A 17,959-nucleotide genomic window follows, 5' to 3' on the forward strand; every position below is an offset into this window, starting at 1 on the left:
AAAGTCCCTGATTATAATAGATAATGTTGTTAAAAAGAATAACATTTGTACCGTAGACAGTAGGTGCTGCAAAGCTTAATTTCCTACCGAGGTGTGTGAGATAAATTAGTGAAACGTTATGGTTCGCTTACTACACCTCCATGTCTTTATTGTCATGGAGGTTTTTTATTGCACCTTGTCTGAGTGTACGGAAGGAAATCTACAGGAGGTGTAAAGATGAGCAACGTAATTGAACAAAAGAAACAAGTCGTAGACGAAATTGCTGAAAAACTTCAAGCGAGTAACTCAATAGTTGTCGTTGACTACCGTGGTTTGAATGTTGCTGAAGTTACTGAACTTCGTAAGCAATTACGTGAAGCAGGCATTGAGTTCAAAGTTTACAAAAACACTTTAACTCGCCGTGCTGTAGAAAAACTTGAACTAACAGATCTTAATGATGCGTTAGTAGGTCCAAATGCAATCGCATTTGGTGGAGAAGATGTTGTTGCTCCAGCTAAAATTCTAAACAACTTCGCGAAAGAACACGAAGCGTTAGAAATCAAAGCTGGTGTAATTGAAGGTAATGTTGCATCTGTTGAAGAAATTAAAGCACTTGCAGAACTACCATCTCGCGAAGGCTTACTTTCTATGTTGCTTAGCGTGCTTCAAGCTCCAATTCGCAACCTTGCTCTTGCTACAAAAGCTGTGGCAGACCAAAAAGAAGAACAAGGTGCATAATCTAGTCTGTTATATATAACACAATCACAAGGAGGAAATTAACAATGACTCAAGAACAAATCATTGAAGCAGTTAAAAATATGACTGTTTTAGAACTTAACGATTTAGTAAAAGCAATCGAAGAAGAATTTGGCGTAACTGCTGCTGCTCCTGTAGCTGTAGCTGGCGGTGCTGCTGGTGAAGCTGCTGCTGAGAAAACTGAATTTGACCTAGTACTTGAAAGTGCTGGCGGACAAAAAATCAAAGTTATCAAAGTAGTACGTGAAATCACTGGTCTTGGCTTAAAAGAAGCTAAAGAAATCGTTGATAACGCTCCAAAAGCTCTTAAAGAAGGTATTTCTAAAGAAGAAGCTGAAGAAGCAAAAGCTAAACTTGAAGAAGTTGGCGCTTCTGTAGAAGTTAAGTAATTATTGCTTAACAACTGATATAAAAAAGCTCGCTTGTACAAGCGAGCTTTTTTGCTTCTGTCATCCTTTTCATTTATAGTAAAGAAGAACATATTGATTAGGAGGTTCTATTTTGACAGAACATTATTTTTCTAATACACCATCGTCTGCAAGTAATGAAGAGCGCTTTTCATTTGAATTGAGAGGAACCTCTTTTTCATTTACGAGTGACCGCGGTGTTTTTTCAAAAAAAGAGGTCGATTTTGGATCGCGCCTGTTAATTGAAACGTTTCAAATGCCCGAGAGTCCCGGCCCGCTTCTGGATGTTGGATGCGGATATGGTCCAATTGGGTTGGCACTTGCAAAAGAGGACAGCCAAAGAAACGTTCATATGGTTGATGTTAATGAACGTGCATTAGCACTAGCTCAAAAAAATGCTGAAGTTAATTCAGTATCAAATGTTTCAATCTATCAAAGCTCTTGCTATGAAAATGTGAAGGAAACGAATTTTGCAGCTATTCTTAGTAATCCGCCGATCCGTGCGGGTAAAAAAGTTGTTCATGAAATTCTAGAAAAATCATTAGATCACCTTGCTGACCAAGGAGAGCTTTGGATTGTGATTCAGAAAAAGCAAGGAGCGCCATCTGCTCTTGCGAAATTAGAATCTCTATTTAATGAAGTAGAAGTAGTAGAAAAGAAAAAAGGGTATTATATCATATGTGCTAAAAAATGTTGACTAATATTTTTTAGTATGTTAGCATTATAAAATGCCAATATATAAATATTCCATATAAGCTCGGGTTATACATAAAATAAAAGGTATAATTTTGAATTATATGGGAAAAACTAATAAAATCAATAGTACGTTTTTATGAAATTGTGGTTTTCTATTTAAAGAGACCATTTTTCTTTTGTTCAATAATAAACATATGGTTTATTATATATTTTGAATAATAACGCTTGATTTGAGGGGTGAATCAGTTGACAGGTCAACTAGTTCAGTATGGACGCCACCGCCAACGCAGAAGTTATGCTCGTATTAGTGAAGTTTTAGAGTTACCGAACTTAATCGAGATTCAAACGGCTTCATACCAATGGTTTTTAGATGAAGGTTTACGAGAAATGTTCCAAGATATTTCTCCAATTGATGATTTTACAGGTAACTTATCACTAGAATTTATTGATTACAGCTTAGGTGAGCCAAAGTATTCAGTAGGAGAGTCTAAAGAACGTGATGTAACTTATGCAGCACCTCTTCGTGTTAAGGTGCGGTTAATTAATAAAGAAACAGGTGAAGTAAAAGACCAAGATGTGTTCATGGGAGATTTCCCATTGATGACCGAAACAGGTACCTTTGTAATTAACGGTGCTGAGCGTGTTATCGTATCACAGTTGGTTCGTTCACCAAGTGTTTACTATAGTGGAAAGCTTGATAAAAACGGTAAAAAAGGATATACAGCAACTGTTATCCCTAACCGTGGTGCATGGCTAGAATATGAAACTGATGCAAAAGATGTAGTATACGTGCGTATTGATCGTACTCGTAAACTGCCAGTAACAGTGCTGTTACGCGCGCTAGGTTTCGGTTCTGACCAAGAGATTATCGATTTAATCGGTGATAATGAATACATCCGTAATACGCTTGAAAAAGATAATACGGAAACAACGGAAAAAGCGCTATTAGAAATCTATGAGCGTTTACGTCCGGGTGAACCACCGACAGTTGAGAATGCGAAGTCTCTATTAGTATCTCGCTTCTTTGATCCAAAACGATATGACTTAGCGAACGTAGGTCGCTATAAAATTAATAAAAAGCTTCATATCAAACATCGCTTATTTAATCAAAAGCTAGCTGAAACATTAGTTGATCCTGAAACAGGTGAAATTATTGCAGAAAAAGGCGCAATGATTGACCGCCGTCTGCTAGATCGCTTGATTCCGATGCTTGAAGGTGGAGTAAACTTCAAAACTTATAGTCCGGTTGGTGGAGTAGTAGAAGACGATGTTACATTACAATCTATTAAGATTTATGCGCCAAATGATCCAGAAGGTGAAAAAATCATCACTGTATCAGGTAACGCATATGTAACAGAAGAAGTTAAAAATATCACACCTGCTGATATTTTAGCATCAATCAGTTACTTCTTTAACTTGCTTCATCAAGTAGGAGACACAGATGATATCGACCACTTAGGTAACCGTCGTCTGCGTTCTGTAGGTGAATTGTTACAAAACCAATTCCGTATCGGTTTATCTCGTATGGAACGTGTTGTTCGTGAAAGAATGTCAATTCAAGACACGAATACAATCACACCTCAACAATTAATTAATATTCGCCCAGTTATTGCGGCGATTAAAGAGTTCTTTGGAAGTTCTCAATTATCACAGTTCATGGATCAAACGAATCCATTAGGTGAATTGACGCACAAACGTCGTCTTTCAGCTCTAGGACCTGGTGGTTTAACGCGTGAGCGCGCTGGTTTCGAAGTGCGTGACGTTCACTACTCCCACTATGGCCGTATGTGTCCGATTGAAACACCAGAGGGTCCGAATATCGGGTTAATCAACTCACTATCTTCTTATGCAAAAGTAAACAAATTCGGTTTCATCGAAACACCTTACCGTCGTATCGATCCTGAAACAGGTAAAGTGACAGAGCGAATTGACTACTTAACAGCTGATGAAGAAGATAACTATGTTGTAGCCCAAGCGAACGCTCGTCTAGGTGATGATGGTTCATTCTTAGATGAAAATGTCGTTGCACGTTTCCGTGGAGAAAACACGGTTATCCGTCGCGATCGTTTAGACTATATGGATGTATCACCAAAACAAGTTGTATCTGCCGCTACAGCATGTATCCCATTCTTAGAGAACGATGACTCTAACCGTGCATTAATGGGTGCGAACATGCAACGTCAAGCAGTACCTTTATTAAATCCTGAAGCACCAATCGTAGGTACAGGTATGGAATACGTATCTGGTAAAGACTCTGGTGCAGCCGTGATTTGTAAATATCCTGGCGTTGTAGAGCGCGTAGAAGCAAAACAAATTTTTGTTCGCCGCTATGAAGAAGTAGACGGACAAAAAGTTAAAGGTAACTTAGATCAATACAAATTATTAAAATTTGTTCGTTCTAACCAAGGTACTTGTTACAACCAGCGTCCAATTGTTTCAGTTGGCGACGAAGTAGTAAAAGGTGAGATCTTAGCCGACGGTCCTTCAATGGAAAAAGGTGAGCTTGCTTTAGGACGAAACGTAATGGTTGGTTTCATGACATGGGATGGTTACAACTATGAGGATGCCATCATCATGAGTGAACGCCTTGTGAAAGACGATGTATATACGTCTGTTCATATTGAAGAATATGAATCTGAGTCTCGTGATACGAAGCTTGGGCCTGAAGAAATTACGCGTGACATTCCAAACGTAGGTGAAGATGCGCTTCGCAACTTAGATGAGCGTGGAATCATCCGCATTGGTGCAGAAGTAAAAGACGGAGATCTTTTAGTTGGTAAAGTAACGCCAAAAGGTGTAACAGAACTAACAGCTGAAGAACGTCTTCTACACGCTATTTTCGGTGAAAAAGCGCGTGAAGTTCGTGATACTTCTCTTCGTGTACCGCACGGCGGCGGTGGAATCATTCTTGATGTTAAAGTCTTCAACCGTGAAGATGGCGACGAATTACCACCAGGTGTAAACCAATTAGTCCGTGTATATATTGTTCAGAAGCGTAAAATTTCTGAAGGTGACAAAATGGCCGGTCGTCACGGTAACAAAGGTGTAATTTCACGTATTTTACCTGAAGAAGATATGCCTTACCTACCAGACGGTACGCCAATTGACATCATGTTAAACCCATTAGGGGTACCATCTCGTATGAACATCGGTCAGGTGCTAGAGCTTCATTTAGGTATGGCTGCTCGTAAGCTTGGCATTCACGTTGCGTCTCCAGTATTTGATGGTGCGCGTGAGGAAGATGTTTGGGCAACAATCGAAGAAGCTGGCATGTCTCGTGATGCTAAAACAGTTCTATATGATGGTCGAACAGGTGAACCATTCGATAACCGTGTATCAGTAGGAATCATGTACATGATCAAACTTGCTCACATGGTAGACGATAAACTTCACGCTCGTTCTACTGGACCATACTCACTTGTTACACAACAACCACTTGGTGGTAAAGCGCAGTTCGGTGGACAGCGTTTTGGTGAGATGGAGGTATGGGCACTTGAAGCATACGGTGCTGCTTACACATTACAAGAGATCTTAACAGTGAAATCAGATGACGTAGTAGGTCGTGTGAAAACATACGAAGCAATTGTTAAAGGTGAAAACATTCCAGAACCTGGCATACCTGAATCGTTCAAAGTATTAATTAAAGAACTACAAAGTTTAGGTATGGATGTGAAGATGCTTTCTGCTGACGAGCAAGAAATTGATATCATGGACTCAGAAGAGGACCATGAGCAACCAACAGAATCAATTATTGCAGATAACGAAGAAAGTCTTTCTGAAGGACAAAAAGATCCTGTCACAAAAGAGTAAGGAATTACTTTCATATAAACGTTAAGGGAAAAAACCTGTAGATTAAAAGGGAGGTAGGCTCCTTGCTAGATGTAAATAACTTTGAGTATATGAAAATCGGTCTAGCTTCGCCAGATAAAATTCGTTCTTGGTCGTACGGTGAGGTAAAAAAACCTGAAACGATCAACTATCGTACGTTAAAACCTGAAAAAGACGGCTTATTCTGCGAGCGTATTTTTGGTCCACAAAAGGACTGGGAATGTCACTGCGGAAAATATAAGCGCGTTCGTTATAAAGGTGTTGTATGTGATCGTTGTGGCGTAGAAGTTACGCGCGCAAAAGTTCGTCGTGAACGCATGGGTCACATCGAGCTAGCTGCACCTGTTTCTCATATTTGGTACTTTAAAGGTATTCCTAGCCGCATGGGACTTGTCTTAGACATGTCCCCTCGTGCGCTAGAGGAAATCATTTATTTTGCTTCTTATGTAGTAACAGATGCTGGTGATACACCACTTGAAAAGAAACAGCTTTTATCAGAGAAAGAATACCGTGCGTATCGTGAGAAGTACGGACAAACTTTCCATGCAGCAATGGGTGCTGAAGCTGTTAAAAAATTATTGCATGACATCGATCTTGATAAAGAAGTAGATGCTTTGAAAGAAGAATTGAAAACTGCTCAAGGTCAACGTCGTACACGTGCTATTAAACGTTTAGAAGTACTAGAGGCTTTCCGTCATTCTGGTAACGAACCTTCTTGGATGATTTTAGACGTTCTACCGGTTATTCCGCCAGAACTTCGTCCAATGGTTCAATTAGATGGTGGACGCTTTGCTACGTCTGATCTAAATGATTTATATCGCCGTGTAATTAACCGTAACAACCGCTTAAAGCGTTTATTAGACCTTGGAGCTCCTAGCATTATCGTTCAAAACGAAAAGCGTATGCTTCAAGAAGCTGTAGATGCATTAATCGATAATGGTCGTCGCGGCCGTCCGGTAACAGGACCAGGTAACCGTCCATTAAAATCTCTTTCTCACATGTTAAAAGGTAAGCAAGGTCGCTTCCGTCAAAACTTATTAGGTAAACGTGTTGACTACTCTGGCCGTTCGGTAATCGTTGTAGGTCCGAACTTAAAGATGTATCAATGTGGTCTTCCAAAAGAAATGGCGTTAGAGCTTTTCAAACCTTTCGTAATGAAAGAGCTTGTTGAACGCGGTTTAGCTCATAACATCAAGAGTGCAAAACGTAAAATTGAACGTGTGCAACCTGAAGTATGGGACGTATTAGAATCGGTTATTAAAGAGCATCCAGTTCTTTTAAACCGTGCACCAACGCTACACAGACTAGGTATTCAAGCATTTGAACCTACGCTTGTAGAAGGTCGCGCTATCCGTCTTCACCCGCTTGTATGTACAGCATATAACGCTGACTTTGACGGTGACCAAATGGCGGTTCACGTTCCATTATCTGCAGAAGCACAAGCAGAAGCACGTATCTTAATGCTTGCTGCTCAAAATATCTTGAACCCTAAAGATGGTAAACCAGTTGTTACACCTTCACAGGATATGGTATTAGGTAACTACTACTTAACACTTGAGCGTGAAGAGGCAGTTGGAGAAGGTATGGTGTTCAAAGATACCAACGAAGCACTATTAGCGTACCAAAACGGTTATGTGCATCTTCATACACGTGTAGCTGTGTATGCAGGTTCTTTAAACAACGAAACGTTTACAGAAGCACAAAATCAACAATTGCTTGTTACAACGGTTGGTAAATTAGTTTTCAACGAAATTTTACCAAAATCGTTCCCATACATTAACGAACCAACAAGAGAAAACTTAGAAGTGAAAACTCCTGAGAAGTACTTTGTTGAAAAAGGTGCAGATGTGAAGGAATTCATCAAGAATCAACCGGCTATCGCACCGTTCAAGAAAAAAATCTTAGGTAATATCATCGCTGAAGTATTTAAACGTTTCAAAATTACTGAGACTTCTAAAATGCTTGACCGTATGAAAGACCTAGGTTTCAAATATTCTACTAAAGCTGGTATTACAGTTGGTGTAGCTGATATCGTGGTTTTAGGAGAAAAAGAAGTTATCTTAACAGAAGCGCAAGCTAAAGTAGATAACGTACTAAAACAATTCCGTCGCGGTTTAATTACTGAAGATGAGCGTTATGATCGTGTTATCTCTGTATGGAGCAGTGCGAAAGACGTTATCCAAGGTAAATTAATGGCATCATTAGACAAACGCAACCCAATCTTCATGATGAGTGACTCTGGTGCCCGTGGTAACGCATCTAACTTCACTCAGCTTGCAGGTATGCGTGGACTAATGGCCAACCCGTCTGGTCGTATCATTGAGTTACCAATCAAATCTAGTTTCCGTGAAGGTTTAACAGTATTAGAGTACTTTATCTCTACCCATGGTGCACGTAAAGGTCTTGCCGATACGGCTCTTAAAACAGCTGACTCAGGTTACCTTACTCGTCGTCTGGTTGACGTGGCACAAGACGTTATCGTACGTGATGACGACTGTGGTACAGACCGCGGTATTTTGGCTGTTGCAATCAAAGAAGGAACAGAAGAAATTGAGAAACTTGATGAGCGTCTAATTGGACGTTATGCAAGAAAAACAGTACTTCACCCAGGAACAAACGAAGTGTTAGTGAAAGAAAACGAACTAATTACAGAAGACCTAGCTGAAACAATTGTGGATGCTGGTGTTGAAGAAGTATGGATTCGTTCTGCATTCACTTGTAACACTCGCCACGGTGTATGTAAAAAATGTTACGGTCGTAACCTTGCAACTGGTTCAGAAGTTGAAGTGGGTGAAGCAGTTGGTATCATCGCTGCTCAATCTATCGGTGAGCCAGGTACACAGTTAACGATGCGTACATTCCATACAGGTGGGGTTGCTGGAGACGATATCACTCAAGGTTTACCGCGTATCCAAGAGATCTTCGAAGCGCGTAACCCTAAAGGTCAAGCCGTTATTTCTGAAATTGAAGGTACAATTGCCGGCATTTCTGAAGGACGCGATCGTCAACATGAAATTACTGTTCAAGGAGAGATTGAAACTCGTTCTTACACAGCTCCGTACAGTGCACGTCTGAAAGTTATTGAAGGACAGCGCATTGCACGTGGTCAAGAATTAACAGAAGGTTCAATTGATCCTAAAGAATTACTAAAAGTAAAAGACATCACGGCTGTACAAGAGTACTTGCTTCGTGAGGTGCAAAAAGTTTACCGTATGCAAGGGGTAGAAATTGGAGATAAACACGTAGAGGTAATGGTTCGCCAAATGCTTCGTAAAGTGCGCGTAATGGATTCAGGAGATACAGATGTATTACCAGGTTCATTACTTGATATTCACCAATTCACTGATGCAAATGAAAAAGTATTACTTGAAGGCAATCGTCCAGCGACAGGCCGTCCTGTATTACTTGGTATTACAAAAGCATCTCTTGAAACTGATTCCTTCTTATCTGCTGCATCATTCCAAGAAACAACGCGTGTTCTTACGGATGCTGCAATCAAAGGAAAACGTGATGAGTTGCTTGGACTTAAAGAGAATGTTATCATTGGTAAGCTAGTTCCGGCTGGTACAGGTATGACGAGATATCGTAATGCTGAACCGATCAAAAACCAAGCTGAAGAAACGGTAACAATCGACTAATTATAAAATCATTACTCTAGAATGGATGTTTTTTAAAAAAACTACAAAACGTTAGTTGACATCCATTCTAGGGAATGATACTATATCAAAGGTGCTCCTATAAACTACCTGTTACTTTGGAGGATATGATAATGTCTTATGAAAAAGTATTACAGGCTGATCATATTATTGTAGGAACAAAGCAGACGGTGAAAGCATTAAAAAAAGGTACAGTAAAGGAAGTCATCATTGCTGAAGACGCTGATTTTTATGTCACATCTATTGTGGCAAAAACGGCACAGCAAGAAAACGTTCCGTATACGTATGTCCCTTCTATGCGAAAGCTTGGTCAAGCTTGTAGGATAGAAGTTAACGCTGCAACTGTTGCAATTATTAGTTAACACGTTTTTGAACTTTTAGTTTCAAAGACTTTGTTTTTTGCTAAAAAATGAACCACCTGGATGTGTGGTCTTACAAAAGGCGAAAGGAGGAAAATTTAAATGCCTACTATTAACCAATTAATCCGTAATGGTCGTGTGAGTAAAGGTAAAAAATCTGACTCACCTGCTTTAAACAGAGGTTACAACAGCTTCAAAAAAGCTCAAACTAACCAATCTTCTCCACAAAAACGTGGTGTATGTACACGTGTGGGTACTATGACACCGAAGAAACCGAACTCGGCTCTTCGTAAATATGCTCGTGTACGTTTAACAAACGGTATCGAGGTAACAGCTTATATCCCAGGTATTGGTCACAACTTACAAGAACACAGCGTGGTACTTATCCGCGGTGGACGTGTAAAAGATTTACCAGGGGTACGTTACCATATCGTACGTGGTGCACTTGATACTGCTGGTGTGGATGGCCGTATGCAAGGTCGTTCTAAATATGGTACTAAGCGACCAAAAGCAGCTAAAAAATAATAGCTTAACAATTAATAGATAAACTTTTAAAAGTGAAAGGAGGAAGTAGAATGCCACGTAAGGGACCTGTTGCAAAAAGAGACGTATTACCAGATCCGATTTACAATTCTAAGCTTGTATCTCGCTTAATCAACAAAATGATGCTTGATGGAAAGCGCGGTAAGTCACAAGCTATTCTTTATAGAGCATTCGATTTAGTACAAGAGCGCAGTGGTAAAGAAGCTATGGAAGTATTCGACCAAGCTCTTAAAAACATCATGCCTGTACTAGAAGTTAGAGCACGCCGTGTAGGGGGTTCTAACTACCAAGTTCCTGTAGAAGTACGTCCAGAGCGTCGTACTACTCTAGGTCTTCGTTGGTTAGTAAACTATGCTCGTCTTCGTGGAGAAAAAACGATGGAAGAGCGTTTAGCTAACGAAATCCTTGATGCAGCTAACAACACTGGTGCTGCAGTTAAGAAACGTGAAGATACTCACAAAATGGCAGAAGCTAATAAAGCATTTGCTCATTACCGTTGGTAATCTTTTAACGAAACTTTTTGAAAAACAAACTAAAATATGGAAGGAGAAATACCTAAGATGGCAAGAGAGTTCTCCTTAGAAAACACTCGTAATATTGGGATCATGGCTCACATTGATGCTGGTAAAACAACAACAACTGAGCGTGTTCTTTATTATACTGGCCGTATCCATAAAATTGGTGAAACTCATGAAGGAGCTTCACAAATGGACTGGATGGAGCAAGAGCAAGAACGTGGTATCACTATCACGTCTGCTGCGACAACTGCTTCTTGGAAAGGTCACCGCGTTAACATCATCGATACTCCTGGACACGTAGACTTCACTGTTGAAGTTGAGCGTTCATTACGTGTACTTGATGGCGCTGTGGCAGTTCTTGATGCTCAATCTGGTGTTGAGCCTCAAACAGAAACAGTATGGCGTCAAGCGACTACGTACGGTGTTCCCCGTGTCGTATTCGTTAACAAAATGGACAAAATTGGTGCTGACTTCTTGTACTCTGTAAAAACGATCCACGATCGTTTAGGTGCAAATGCTCACCCAATCCAATTACCAATTGGTGCTGAAGATGAGTTCGAAGCAATCATTGACCTAGTGGAAATGAAAGCATACTTCTACGAAGATGACTTAGGTACTCGTTCAGAAGCTCGTGAAATTCCTGAGGAATACAAAGAGCAAGCTGAAGAATACCGTGCAAGCTTAGTAGAAGCTGTTGCAGAACTTGACGAAGAATTAATGATGAAGTACTTAGATGAAGGCGAGCTTACAGTTGAAGAACTAAAAGCTGGTATCCGTAAAGGTACTTGTGACGTTGAATTCTACCCAGTTATCTGTGGTTCAGCATTCAAAAACAAAGGTGTACAATTAATGCTAGATGCGGTAATTGATTACCTACCATCTCCAGTTGATGTACCAGCAATCCAAGGTATCGTACCTGAAACAGAAGAAGAAGTTACGCGTGAGTCTAGCGACAACGCTCCTTTCTCAGCATTAGCGTTCAAAGTTATGACGGACCCTTATGTTGGTAAATTAACGTTCTTCCGTGTTTACTCTGGTGTACTAAGCTCTGGTTCATACATCAAAAACTCTACAAAAGGTAAGCGTGAGCGTGTAGGTCGTATCCTACAAATGCATGCTAACTCTCGTGAAGAGATTTCTGAAGTATACGCTGGAGATATCGCGGCAGCTGTAGGATTAAAAGATACTTCTACTGGTGATACTCTATGTGACGAAAAGAGTCTTGTAATTCTTGAGTCTATGGAATTCCCAGAGCCAGTTATCTCTTTATCTGTTGAGCCAAAATCAAAAGCTGACCAAGATAAAATGACTACAGCTCTTCAAAAGTTACAAGAAGAAGATCCAACTTTCCGTGCGGAAACTAATACAGAGACTGGTCAAATCATCATCTCTGGTATGGGTGAGCTTCACCTTGATATCATCGTTGACCGTATGCGTCGCGAATTCAAAGTAGAAGCAAACGTTGGTGCTCCTCAAGTAGCTTACCGTGAAACTTTCCGCGCTGGTGCGAAAGTTGAAGGTAAATTCGCTCGTCAATCTGGTGGTCGTGGACAATTCGGTCACGTTTGGATTGAGTTCGAACCTAACGAAGAAGGAAAAGGCTTTGAATTTGAGAACAAAATCGTTGGTGGTGTAGTTCCACGTGAATACATCCCTGCAGTTCAAGCTGGTCTTGAAGATGCATTACAAAACGGTGTTCTTGCTGGTTATCCATTAATCGATATCAAAGCTGCTTTAGTTGATGGATCTTACCATGACGTTGACTCAAGTGAGATGGCGTTTAAAATTGCCGCTTCTATGGCTCTTAAAAACGCAGTATCAAAATGTAACCCAGCTATCCTTGAACCAATGATGAAGGTTGAAGTTGTTATCCCTGACGAATACTTAGGAGATATCATGGGTGACATTACGTCTCGTCGTGGACGTGTAGAAGGTATGGAAGCACGCGGTAACGCTCAAGTTGTACGTGCATTCGTTCCACTTTCTGAAATGTTTGGTTATGCAACTGCATTACGTTCAAACACTCAAGGTCGCGGAACATATTCTATGCACTTCGATCACTACGAAGAAGTTCCTAAATCAATTTCAGAAGAAATTATTAAAAAAAATAAAGGTGAATAATTGATTTTCACTCTTTATTGAAGTATAACTACTTATGTACGCTGTGAAAGTGGAGCTCATTCCCTTTCACGGCCTCATAAAACATAAACTACATGAATTTTAAGGAGGATTTTCGAATGGCTAAGGAAAAATTCGACCGTTCAAAAACACATGCCAATATCGGTACAATTGGTCACGTTGACCATGGTAAAACAACTTTAACAGCTGCTATCACTACTGTTCTTGCTAAGAAAAGTGGTAAAGGTGCAGCAATGGCTTACGACATGATCGACGCTGCTCCAGAAGAGCGCGAGCGTGGAATCACAATCTCAACTGCACACGTTGAGTATGAAACTGACACTCGTCACTATGCACACGTTGACTGCCCAGGACATGCTGACTATGTTAAAAACATGATCACTGGTGCTGCTCAAATGGATGGCGGTATCTTAGTAGTATCTGCTGCTGATGGTCCAATGCCACAAACTCGTGAGCACATCCTTCTTTCTCGTCAAGTAGGTGTACCTTACCTAGTTGTATTCTTAAACAAATGTGACATGGTAGACGACGAAGAGCTACTTGAATTAGTAGAAATGGAAGTACGTGACCTTCTTTCTGAATACGACTTCCCTGGTGACGATGTACCAGTAATCAAAGGTTCTGCTCTTAAAGCTCTTGAAGGCGACGCTGATTGGGAAGCTAAAATCATCGAGCTTATGGACGCTGTTGATGAGTACATCCCAACTCCAGAACGTGACACTGAAAAACCATTCATGATGCCAGTTGAGGACGTATTCTCAATCACTGGTCGTGGTACAGTTGCTACAGGTCGTGTAGAGCGTGGACAAGTTAAAGTTGGTGACGTTATCGACATCATCGGTTTAACTGAAGAGCCAAAATCTACTACTGTAACAGGTGTAGAAATGTTCCGTAAGCTTCTTGACTATGCTGAAGCTGGCGACAACATCGGTGCTTTACTTCGTGGTGTAGCACGTGAAGAAATCCAACGTGGACAAGTATTAGCTAAACCAGGCTCAATCACTCCACACACTAAATTTACTGCTGAAGTATACGTTCTTTCTAAAGACGAAGGTGGACGTCACACTCCATTCTTCACAAACTACCGTCCACAGTTCTACTTCCGTACAACTGATGTAACTGGTATTTGTAACTTACCTGAAGGCGTAGAAATGGTAATGCCTGGCGACAACATCGAAATGACTGTTGAACTTATCGCTCCAATCGCGATTGAAGAAGGTACTAAATTCTCAATCCGTGAAGGTGGACGTACAGTAGGCGCTGGCGTTGTAGCTAAAATCAGCGAGTAATTTCTCGTTTCAGTAAAGGGAGTAGGGTAACCTACTCCTTTTTTATTTGGTGATAAAAGGTAAAGATAGTTTTTACTATTACACTTGCAAAATGATCTCCTTTTATATATAATGAAAAAAGTGTGCGACACATGAAAAAGTTTTTTAACTTTATTGTTGCAATATGAACCCATTTTTAGTATAATAAAAATGTTGGTCTTTGACTGCGATGATGCGGAAGGTTGCCGACACACCCGGCCGCTTTGCCATGGCGAGTGTGGGGAAATTTCCGCGGAGAATGTCTATTGTAAAATAGGCGAAAAAGGAGGGAAAATAATGGCAAAAGAAAAAATTCGCATTCGTTTAAAAGCATATGATCACAGAATTCTTGATCAATCTGCTGAGAAAATCGTAGAAACTGCAAAACGTTCTGGTGCGGCTGTATCTGGTCCGATTCCATTACCGACTGAAAAATCAATTTATACAATTCTACGTGCAGTACACAAATATAAAGATTCTCGTGAGCAGTTCGAAATGCGCACGCATAAACGCTTAATTGATATCGTGAATCCAACACCACAAACTGTTGATTCATTAATGCGTTTAGACTTACCATCTGGTGTAGATATCGAAATTAAACTTTAATTTAAAATAAAGAATGAAAAGATACTTAGGAGGTGTGACTAATGGCCAAAGGAATCTTAGGAAGAAAGATCGGTATGACTCAAGTATTTGCTGAAAATGGTGACTTGATCCCAGTAACAGTAATTGAAGCTTCTGCTAACGTAGTTCTTCAAGTTAAAAACGCTGAGACAGACGGTTACGAAGCAATCCAATTAGGTTTCGAAGATATCCGTGAAAAACTATCTAACAAACCTGCAAAAGGACATGCTACTAAAGCTAATACTGCTCCTAAGCGCTTCATCCGTGAGTTACGCGGTGTGGACGCTTCAGCATATGAAGTTGGTCAAGAAGTCAAGGTTGATATTTTCGCAGAAGGCGATGTAATTGATGTAACAGGAATCTCAAAAGGTAAAGGTTTCCAAGGTGCTATTAAACGCCACGGACAATCTCGCGGACCTATGTCTCATGGTTCTCGCTACCACCGTCGCCCAGGTTCAATGGGTCCTGTAGCTCCAAACCGCGTATTCAAAGGTAAATTATTACCAGGACGCATGGGTGGAGAGCGCATCACTGTGCAAAACTTATCAATCGTTAAAGTTGACGCAGAACGCAATCTTTTATTAGTAAAAGGTAACGTGCCAGGAGCTAGAAAATCTCTAGTTACTGTTAAATCTGCAGTTAAATCTAAATAATAATTCTTCGAGAAAGGAGGAATAACCAATGCCAAAAGTAGCATTGTTTAACCAAAACGGTGAAAACGTTGGAGAAATCGAACTTCAAGATGCCGTTTTCGGTATCGAACCAAACAACAAAGTACTTTTCGACGCGATCGTAATGCAACGCGCATCTCAACGTCAAGGTACTTCTAAAGTTAAAAATCGTTCTGAAGTAAGAGGCGGTGGCCGTAAGCCATGGCGTCAAAAAGGTACTGGTCGTGCTCGTCAAGGATCTATCCGTTCTCCACAATGGCGTGGTGGTGGCGTAGTATTTGGTCCAGTTCCAAGAAGCTATAGCTACAAATTACCTAAAAAAGTTCGTCGTTTAGCAATTAAGTCTGCATTATCAACTAAAGTTCAAGATAACAGCATCGTTGTTCTTGAAGCTCTTTCTTTTGATGCTCCAAAAACAAAAGAAATGGTAGCAGTTCTTAAAAACCTAACAGTAGAACGCAAAGCATTAGTAGTAACTGCTGATCTTAACGAAAACGTTGCACTTTCAGCACGTAATATTCCTGGTGTAACAGTTGTTGCAGCTAATGGTTTAAGCGTATTAGACGTTATGAACCATGATAAGCTTGTAATCACTAAAGACGCAGTTGAAAAAGTAGAGGAGGTGCTTGCATAATGAAAGATCCTCGTGATATTATTAAGCGCCCCGTAATTACAGAACGTTCAACAGACTTAATGGCTGAGAAAAAATATACGTTTGATGTTGATGTAAGAGCTAATAAAACTGAGGTTAAAGATGCTATCGAAAAAATCTTTGACGTAAAAGTTGAAAAAGTAAACATCATGAACTACAAAGGTAAATTCAAGCGTGTAGGTCGCTACAGTGGTCTTACTAACCGTCGTCGTAAAGCGGTAGTAACACTAACTCAAGAGAGCAACGAAATCGAATTCTTCGAAGCTTAAGATTACTAGAGAAGGAGGGAAATTGAGATGGCGATTAAAAAGTATAAACCAACCTCAAATGGTCGTCGTGGCATGTCAGTTTCTGATTTCGCTGAAATTACTACTGACAAACCAGAAAAATCGTTACTTGCACCTGTCAAGAGAAAAGGTGGTCGTAACAACCAAGGTAAATTGACTGTTCGTCACCAAGGTGGTGGGCACAAGCGTCAATACCGTATCATCGATTTTAAACGCGATAAAGATGGAATACCTGGACGCGTTGCTACAATCGAATATGATCCAAACCGTTCAGCTAACATCGCATTAATTCATTATGCTGATGGTGAAAAACGTTACATCCTTGCTCCTAAAAACCTAAAAGTAGGTTTAGAAGTTATGTCAGGTCCTGAAGCTGACATTAAAGTAGGTAACGCGCTTCCTTTAGCTAACATTCCTGTTGGTACAGTAGTACACAACATCGAATTGAAACCTGGTAAAGGTGGACAATTAGTTCGTTCTGCAGGTACATCTGCTCAAGTACTTGGTAAAGAAGGTAAATACGTATTAGTACGTTTAACTTCTGGTGAAGTACGCATGATTCTTGCAACTTGTCGTGCAACTGTAGGTCAAGTTGGTAACGAACAACACGAGTTAATCAACATCGGTAAAGCCGGTCGTTCTCGTTGGTTAGGTATCCGTCCAACTGTACGTGGTTCTGTAATGAACCCTAACGATCACCCACACGGTGGTGGTGAAGGACGTGCTCCAATCGGACGTAAGTCTCCAATGAGTCCATGGGGTAAACCAACACTTGGTTACAAAACTCGTAAGAAGAAAAACAAATCCGATAAATTTATCGTTCGTCGTCGTAAAAAATAACGGGATTGAGCTACGGTTCAAACGAACCGTAGGACAATCACGAAGGGAGGTTCATTTATGGGTCGCAGCTTAAAGAAAGGACCTTTTGTAGATGACCATTTAATCAACAAAATTGAGAAGTTAAACGAAACTGACAGCAAGCAAGTAGTAAAAACTTGGTCTCGTCGTTCAACTATCTTCCCTCAGTTCATTGGTCATACAATTGCTGTATATGACGGTCGTAAACATGTACCAGTTTATGTTACTGAAGACATGGTAGGTCACAAACTTGGTGAATTCGCACCATCTCGTACTTACAAAGGTCACGCAAGTGATGATAAGAAAACAAGACGCTAATATGAGAGGAGGCTTTTAAATGCAAGCTAAAGCTGTCGCGAGAACAGTACGTATTGCTCCTCGTAAAGTTCGTTTAGTTGTAGATTTAATTCGAGGTAAGCAAGTGGGTGAAGCGCTAGCAGTGCTACTTCACACGCCAAAGGCTGCTTCTCCAGTCGTTGAGAAAGTATTAAAATCTGCTATTGCCAATGCAGAACACAATTATGAAATGGACGCTAACAATTTAGTTATTACTGACGCTTTTGTTAACGAAGGTCCAACTTTAAAACGTTTCCGTCCACGCGCTATGGGACGTGCAAGCCAAATCAACAAGCGCACAAGCCACATCACAATCGTGGTATCAGAAAAGAAGGAGGGATAA

17 protein-coding genes and 1 other annotated feature are annotated in these 17,959 nt (G+C 40.4%); all 17 genes read left to right on the forward strand.

Translation table 11 applies throughout. The annotated features are described in order from the left end of the window. Positions 1–32 precede the first annotated feature (32 nt). Positions 33–176, forward strand: a sequence feature (ribosomal protein L10 leader region). 40 nt (positions 177–216) lie between these two features. The 17 genes from rplJ to rplV all read left to right on the forward strand — a co-directional run bounded on the left by rplJ (position 217) and on the right by rplV (position 17,959). After that, entirely contained in the window at positions 217–717 is a 501-nt protein-coding gene (rplJ, locus tag MKY06_RS00620; RefSeq protein WP_013054916.1) for a 50S ribosomal protein L10, read from the forward strand. Between the two features lie 44 nt (positions 718–761). Then, complete coding sequence (gene rplL, locus MKY06_RS00625) at positions 762–1,124, forward strand: 50S ribosomal protein L7/L12 (RefSeq protein WP_013054917.1); 363 nt, start codon at positions 762–764, stop codon at positions 1,122–1,124. A 112-nt stretch (positions 1,125–1,236) separates the two neighbouring features. Continuing rightward, the gene (locus MKY06_RS00630; RefSeq protein ID WP_013054918.1) at positions 1,237–1,839 is read left to right on the forward strand and encodes a class I SAM-dependent methyltransferase; all 603 of its coding nucleotides are present in this window, start codon (positions 1,237–1,239) and stop codon (positions 1,837–1,839) included. Between the two features lie 245 nt (positions 1,840–2,084). Further along, entirely contained in the window at positions 2,085–5,648 is a 3,564-nt protein-coding gene (gene rpoB, locus MKY06_RS00635) for a DNA-directed RNA polymerase subunit beta (protein WP_013081368.1), read from the forward strand. Positions 5,649–5,710: 62 nt separating this feature from the next. After that, the gene (gene rpoC / locus MKY06_RS00640) at positions 5,711–9,304 is read left to right on the forward strand and encodes a DNA-directed RNA polymerase subunit beta' (RefSeq protein ID WP_013054920.1); all 3,594 of its coding nucleotides are present in this window, start codon (positions 5,711–5,713) and stop codon (positions 9,302–9,304) included. Positions 9,305–9,435: 131 nt separating this feature from the next. After that, positions 9,436–9,684: a 50S ribosomal protein L7ae-like protein gene (locus tag MKY06_RS00645; protein ID WP_013054921.1), complete on the forward strand. Its 249-nt coding sequence runs from the start codon at positions 9,436–9,438 to the stop codon at positions 9,682–9,684. Positions 9,685–9,783: 99 nt separating this feature from the next. Further along, positions 9,784–10,206, forward strand: coding sequence for a 30S ribosomal protein S12 (gene rpsL / locus MKY06_RS00650; RefSeq protein ID WP_013054922.1), 423 nt, complete (start codon positions 9,784–9,786; stop codon positions 10,204–10,206). A 50-nt stretch (positions 10,207–10,256) separates the two neighbouring features. Further along, positions 10,257–10,727 (forward strand): 30S ribosomal protein S7, encoded by a 471-nt coding sequence (gene rpsG / locus MKY06_RS00655; protein WP_013054923.1) that lies wholly within the window; start codon positions 10,257–10,259, stop codon positions 10,725–10,727. Between the two features lie 57 nt (positions 10,728–10,784). After that, a complete protein-coding gene (fusA, locus tag MKY06_RS00660) occupies positions 10,785–12,863 on the forward strand; it encodes an elongation factor G (RefSeq protein ID WP_013054924.1) in 2,079 nt (692 codons plus the stop codon). Positions 12,864–12,979: 116 nt separating this feature from the next. Continuing rightward, positions 12,980–14,170: an elongation factor Tu gene (gene tuf, locus MKY06_RS00665; RefSeq protein WP_013054925.1), complete on the forward strand. Its 1,191-nt coding sequence runs from the start codon at positions 12,980–12,982 to the stop codon at positions 14,168–14,170. A gap of 315 nt (positions 14,171–14,485) precedes the next feature. After that, positions 14,486–14,794: a 30S ribosomal protein S10 gene (gene rpsJ, locus MKY06_RS00670; RefSeq protein ID WP_013054926.1), complete on the forward strand. Its 309-nt coding sequence runs from the start codon at positions 14,486–14,488 to the stop codon at positions 14,792–14,794. Between the two features lie 41 nt (positions 14,795–14,835). Beyond that, positions 14,836–15,465: a 50S ribosomal protein L3 gene (gene rplC, locus MKY06_RS00675; RefSeq protein ID WP_013054927.1), complete on the forward strand. Its 630-nt coding sequence runs from the start codon at positions 14,836–14,838 to the stop codon at positions 15,463–15,465. A 28-nt stretch (positions 15,466–15,493) separates the two neighbouring features. After that, complete coding sequence (gene rplD, locus MKY06_RS00680; protein WP_013054928.1) at positions 15,494–16,117, forward strand: 50S ribosomal protein L4; 624 nt, start codon at positions 15,494–15,496, stop codon at positions 16,115–16,117. After that, a complete protein-coding gene (rplW, locus tag MKY06_RS00685; protein WP_013054929.1) occupies positions 16,117–16,404 on the forward strand; it encodes a 50S ribosomal protein L23 in 288 nt (95 codons plus the stop codon). The genes rplD and rplW overlap by 1 nt, the downstream gene beginning before the upstream one ends. A 27-nt stretch (positions 16,405–16,431) precedes the next feature. After that, on the forward strand, positions 16,432–17,262 hold the full coding sequence (rplB, locus tag MKY06_RS00690) for a 50S ribosomal protein L2 (RefSeq protein WP_013054930.1): 831 nt from the start codon (positions 16,432–16,434) through the stop codon (positions 17,260–17,262). A 57-nt stretch (positions 17,263–17,319) separates the two neighbouring features. After that, positions 17,320–17,598: a 30S ribosomal protein S19 gene (rpsS, locus tag MKY06_RS00695; protein ID WP_013054931.1), complete on the forward strand. Its 279-nt coding sequence runs from the start codon at positions 17,320–17,322 to the stop codon at positions 17,596–17,598. A 19-nt stretch (positions 17,599–17,617) separates the two neighbouring features. Beyond that, positions 17,618–17,959, forward strand: coding sequence for a 50S ribosomal protein L22 (gene rplV / locus MKY06_RS00700; protein ID WP_013054932.1), 342 nt, complete (start codon positions 17,618–17,620; stop codon positions 17,957–17,959).

Origin of the sequence: Priestia sp. FSL P4-0332, from assembly GCF_038005845.1 — a bacterium.
GTDB lineage: Bacteria > Bacillota > Bacilli > Bacillales > Bacillaceae_H > Priestia.

What these genes read in the sequence shown, in the direction of transcription:
- rplB (WP_013054930.1), top strand. Translation starts at nt 16,432, where the DNA reads ATGGCGATTAAAAAGTATAAACCAACCTCAAATGGTCGTCGTGGCATG.
- rpsJ (WP_013054926.1), top strand. Translation starts at nt 14,486, where the DNA reads ATGGCAAAAGAAAAAATTCGCATTCGTTTAAAAGCATATGATCACAGA.
- rpsL (WP_013054922.1), top strand. Translation starts at nt 9,784, where the DNA reads ATGCCTACTATTAACCAATTAATCCGTAATGGTCGTGTGAGTAAAGGT.
- rpsG (WP_013054923.1), top strand. Translation starts at nt 10,257, where the DNA reads ATGCCACGTAAGGGACCTGTTGCAAAAAGAGACGTATTACCAGATCCG.
- rplJ (WP_013054916.1), top strand. Translation starts at nt 217, where the DNA reads ATGAGCAACGTAATTGAACAAAAGAAACAAGTCGTAGACGAAATTGCT.
- fusA (WP_013054924.1), top strand. Translation starts at nt 10,785, where the DNA reads ATGGCAAGAGAGTTCTCCTTAGAAAACACTCGTAATATTGGGATCATG.
- rplL (WP_013054917.1), top strand. Translation starts at nt 762, where the DNA reads ATGACTCAAGAACAAATCATTGAAGCAGTTAAAAATATGACTGTTTTA.
- rpsS (WP_013054931.1), top strand. Translation starts at nt 17,320, where the DNA reads ATGGGTCGCAGCTTAAAGAAAGGACCTTTTGTAGATGACCATTTAATC.
- rplC (WP_013054927.1), top strand. Translation starts at nt 14,836, where the DNA reads ATGGCCAAAGGAATCTTAGGAAGAAAGATCGGTATGACTCAAGTATTT.
- rplW (WP_013054929.1), top strand. Translation starts at nt 16,117, where the DNA reads ATGAAAGATCCTCGTGATATTATTAAGCGCCCCGTAATTACAGAACGT.
- MKY06_RS00645 (WP_013054921.1), top strand. Translation starts at nt 9,436, where the DNA reads ATGTCTTATGAAAAAGTATTACAGGCTGATCATATTATTGTAGGAACA.
- rplD (WP_013054928.1), top strand. Translation starts at nt 15,494, where the DNA reads ATGCCAAAAGTAGCATTGTTTAACCAAAACGGTGAAAACGTTGGAGAA.
- rplV (WP_013054932.1), top strand. Translation starts at nt 17,618, where the DNA reads ATGCAAGCTAAAGCTGTCGCGAGAACAGTACGTATTGCTCCTCGTAAA.
- tuf (WP_013054925.1), top strand. Translation starts at nt 12,980, where the DNA reads ATGGCTAAGGAAAAATTCGACCGTTCAAAAACACATGCCAATATCGGT.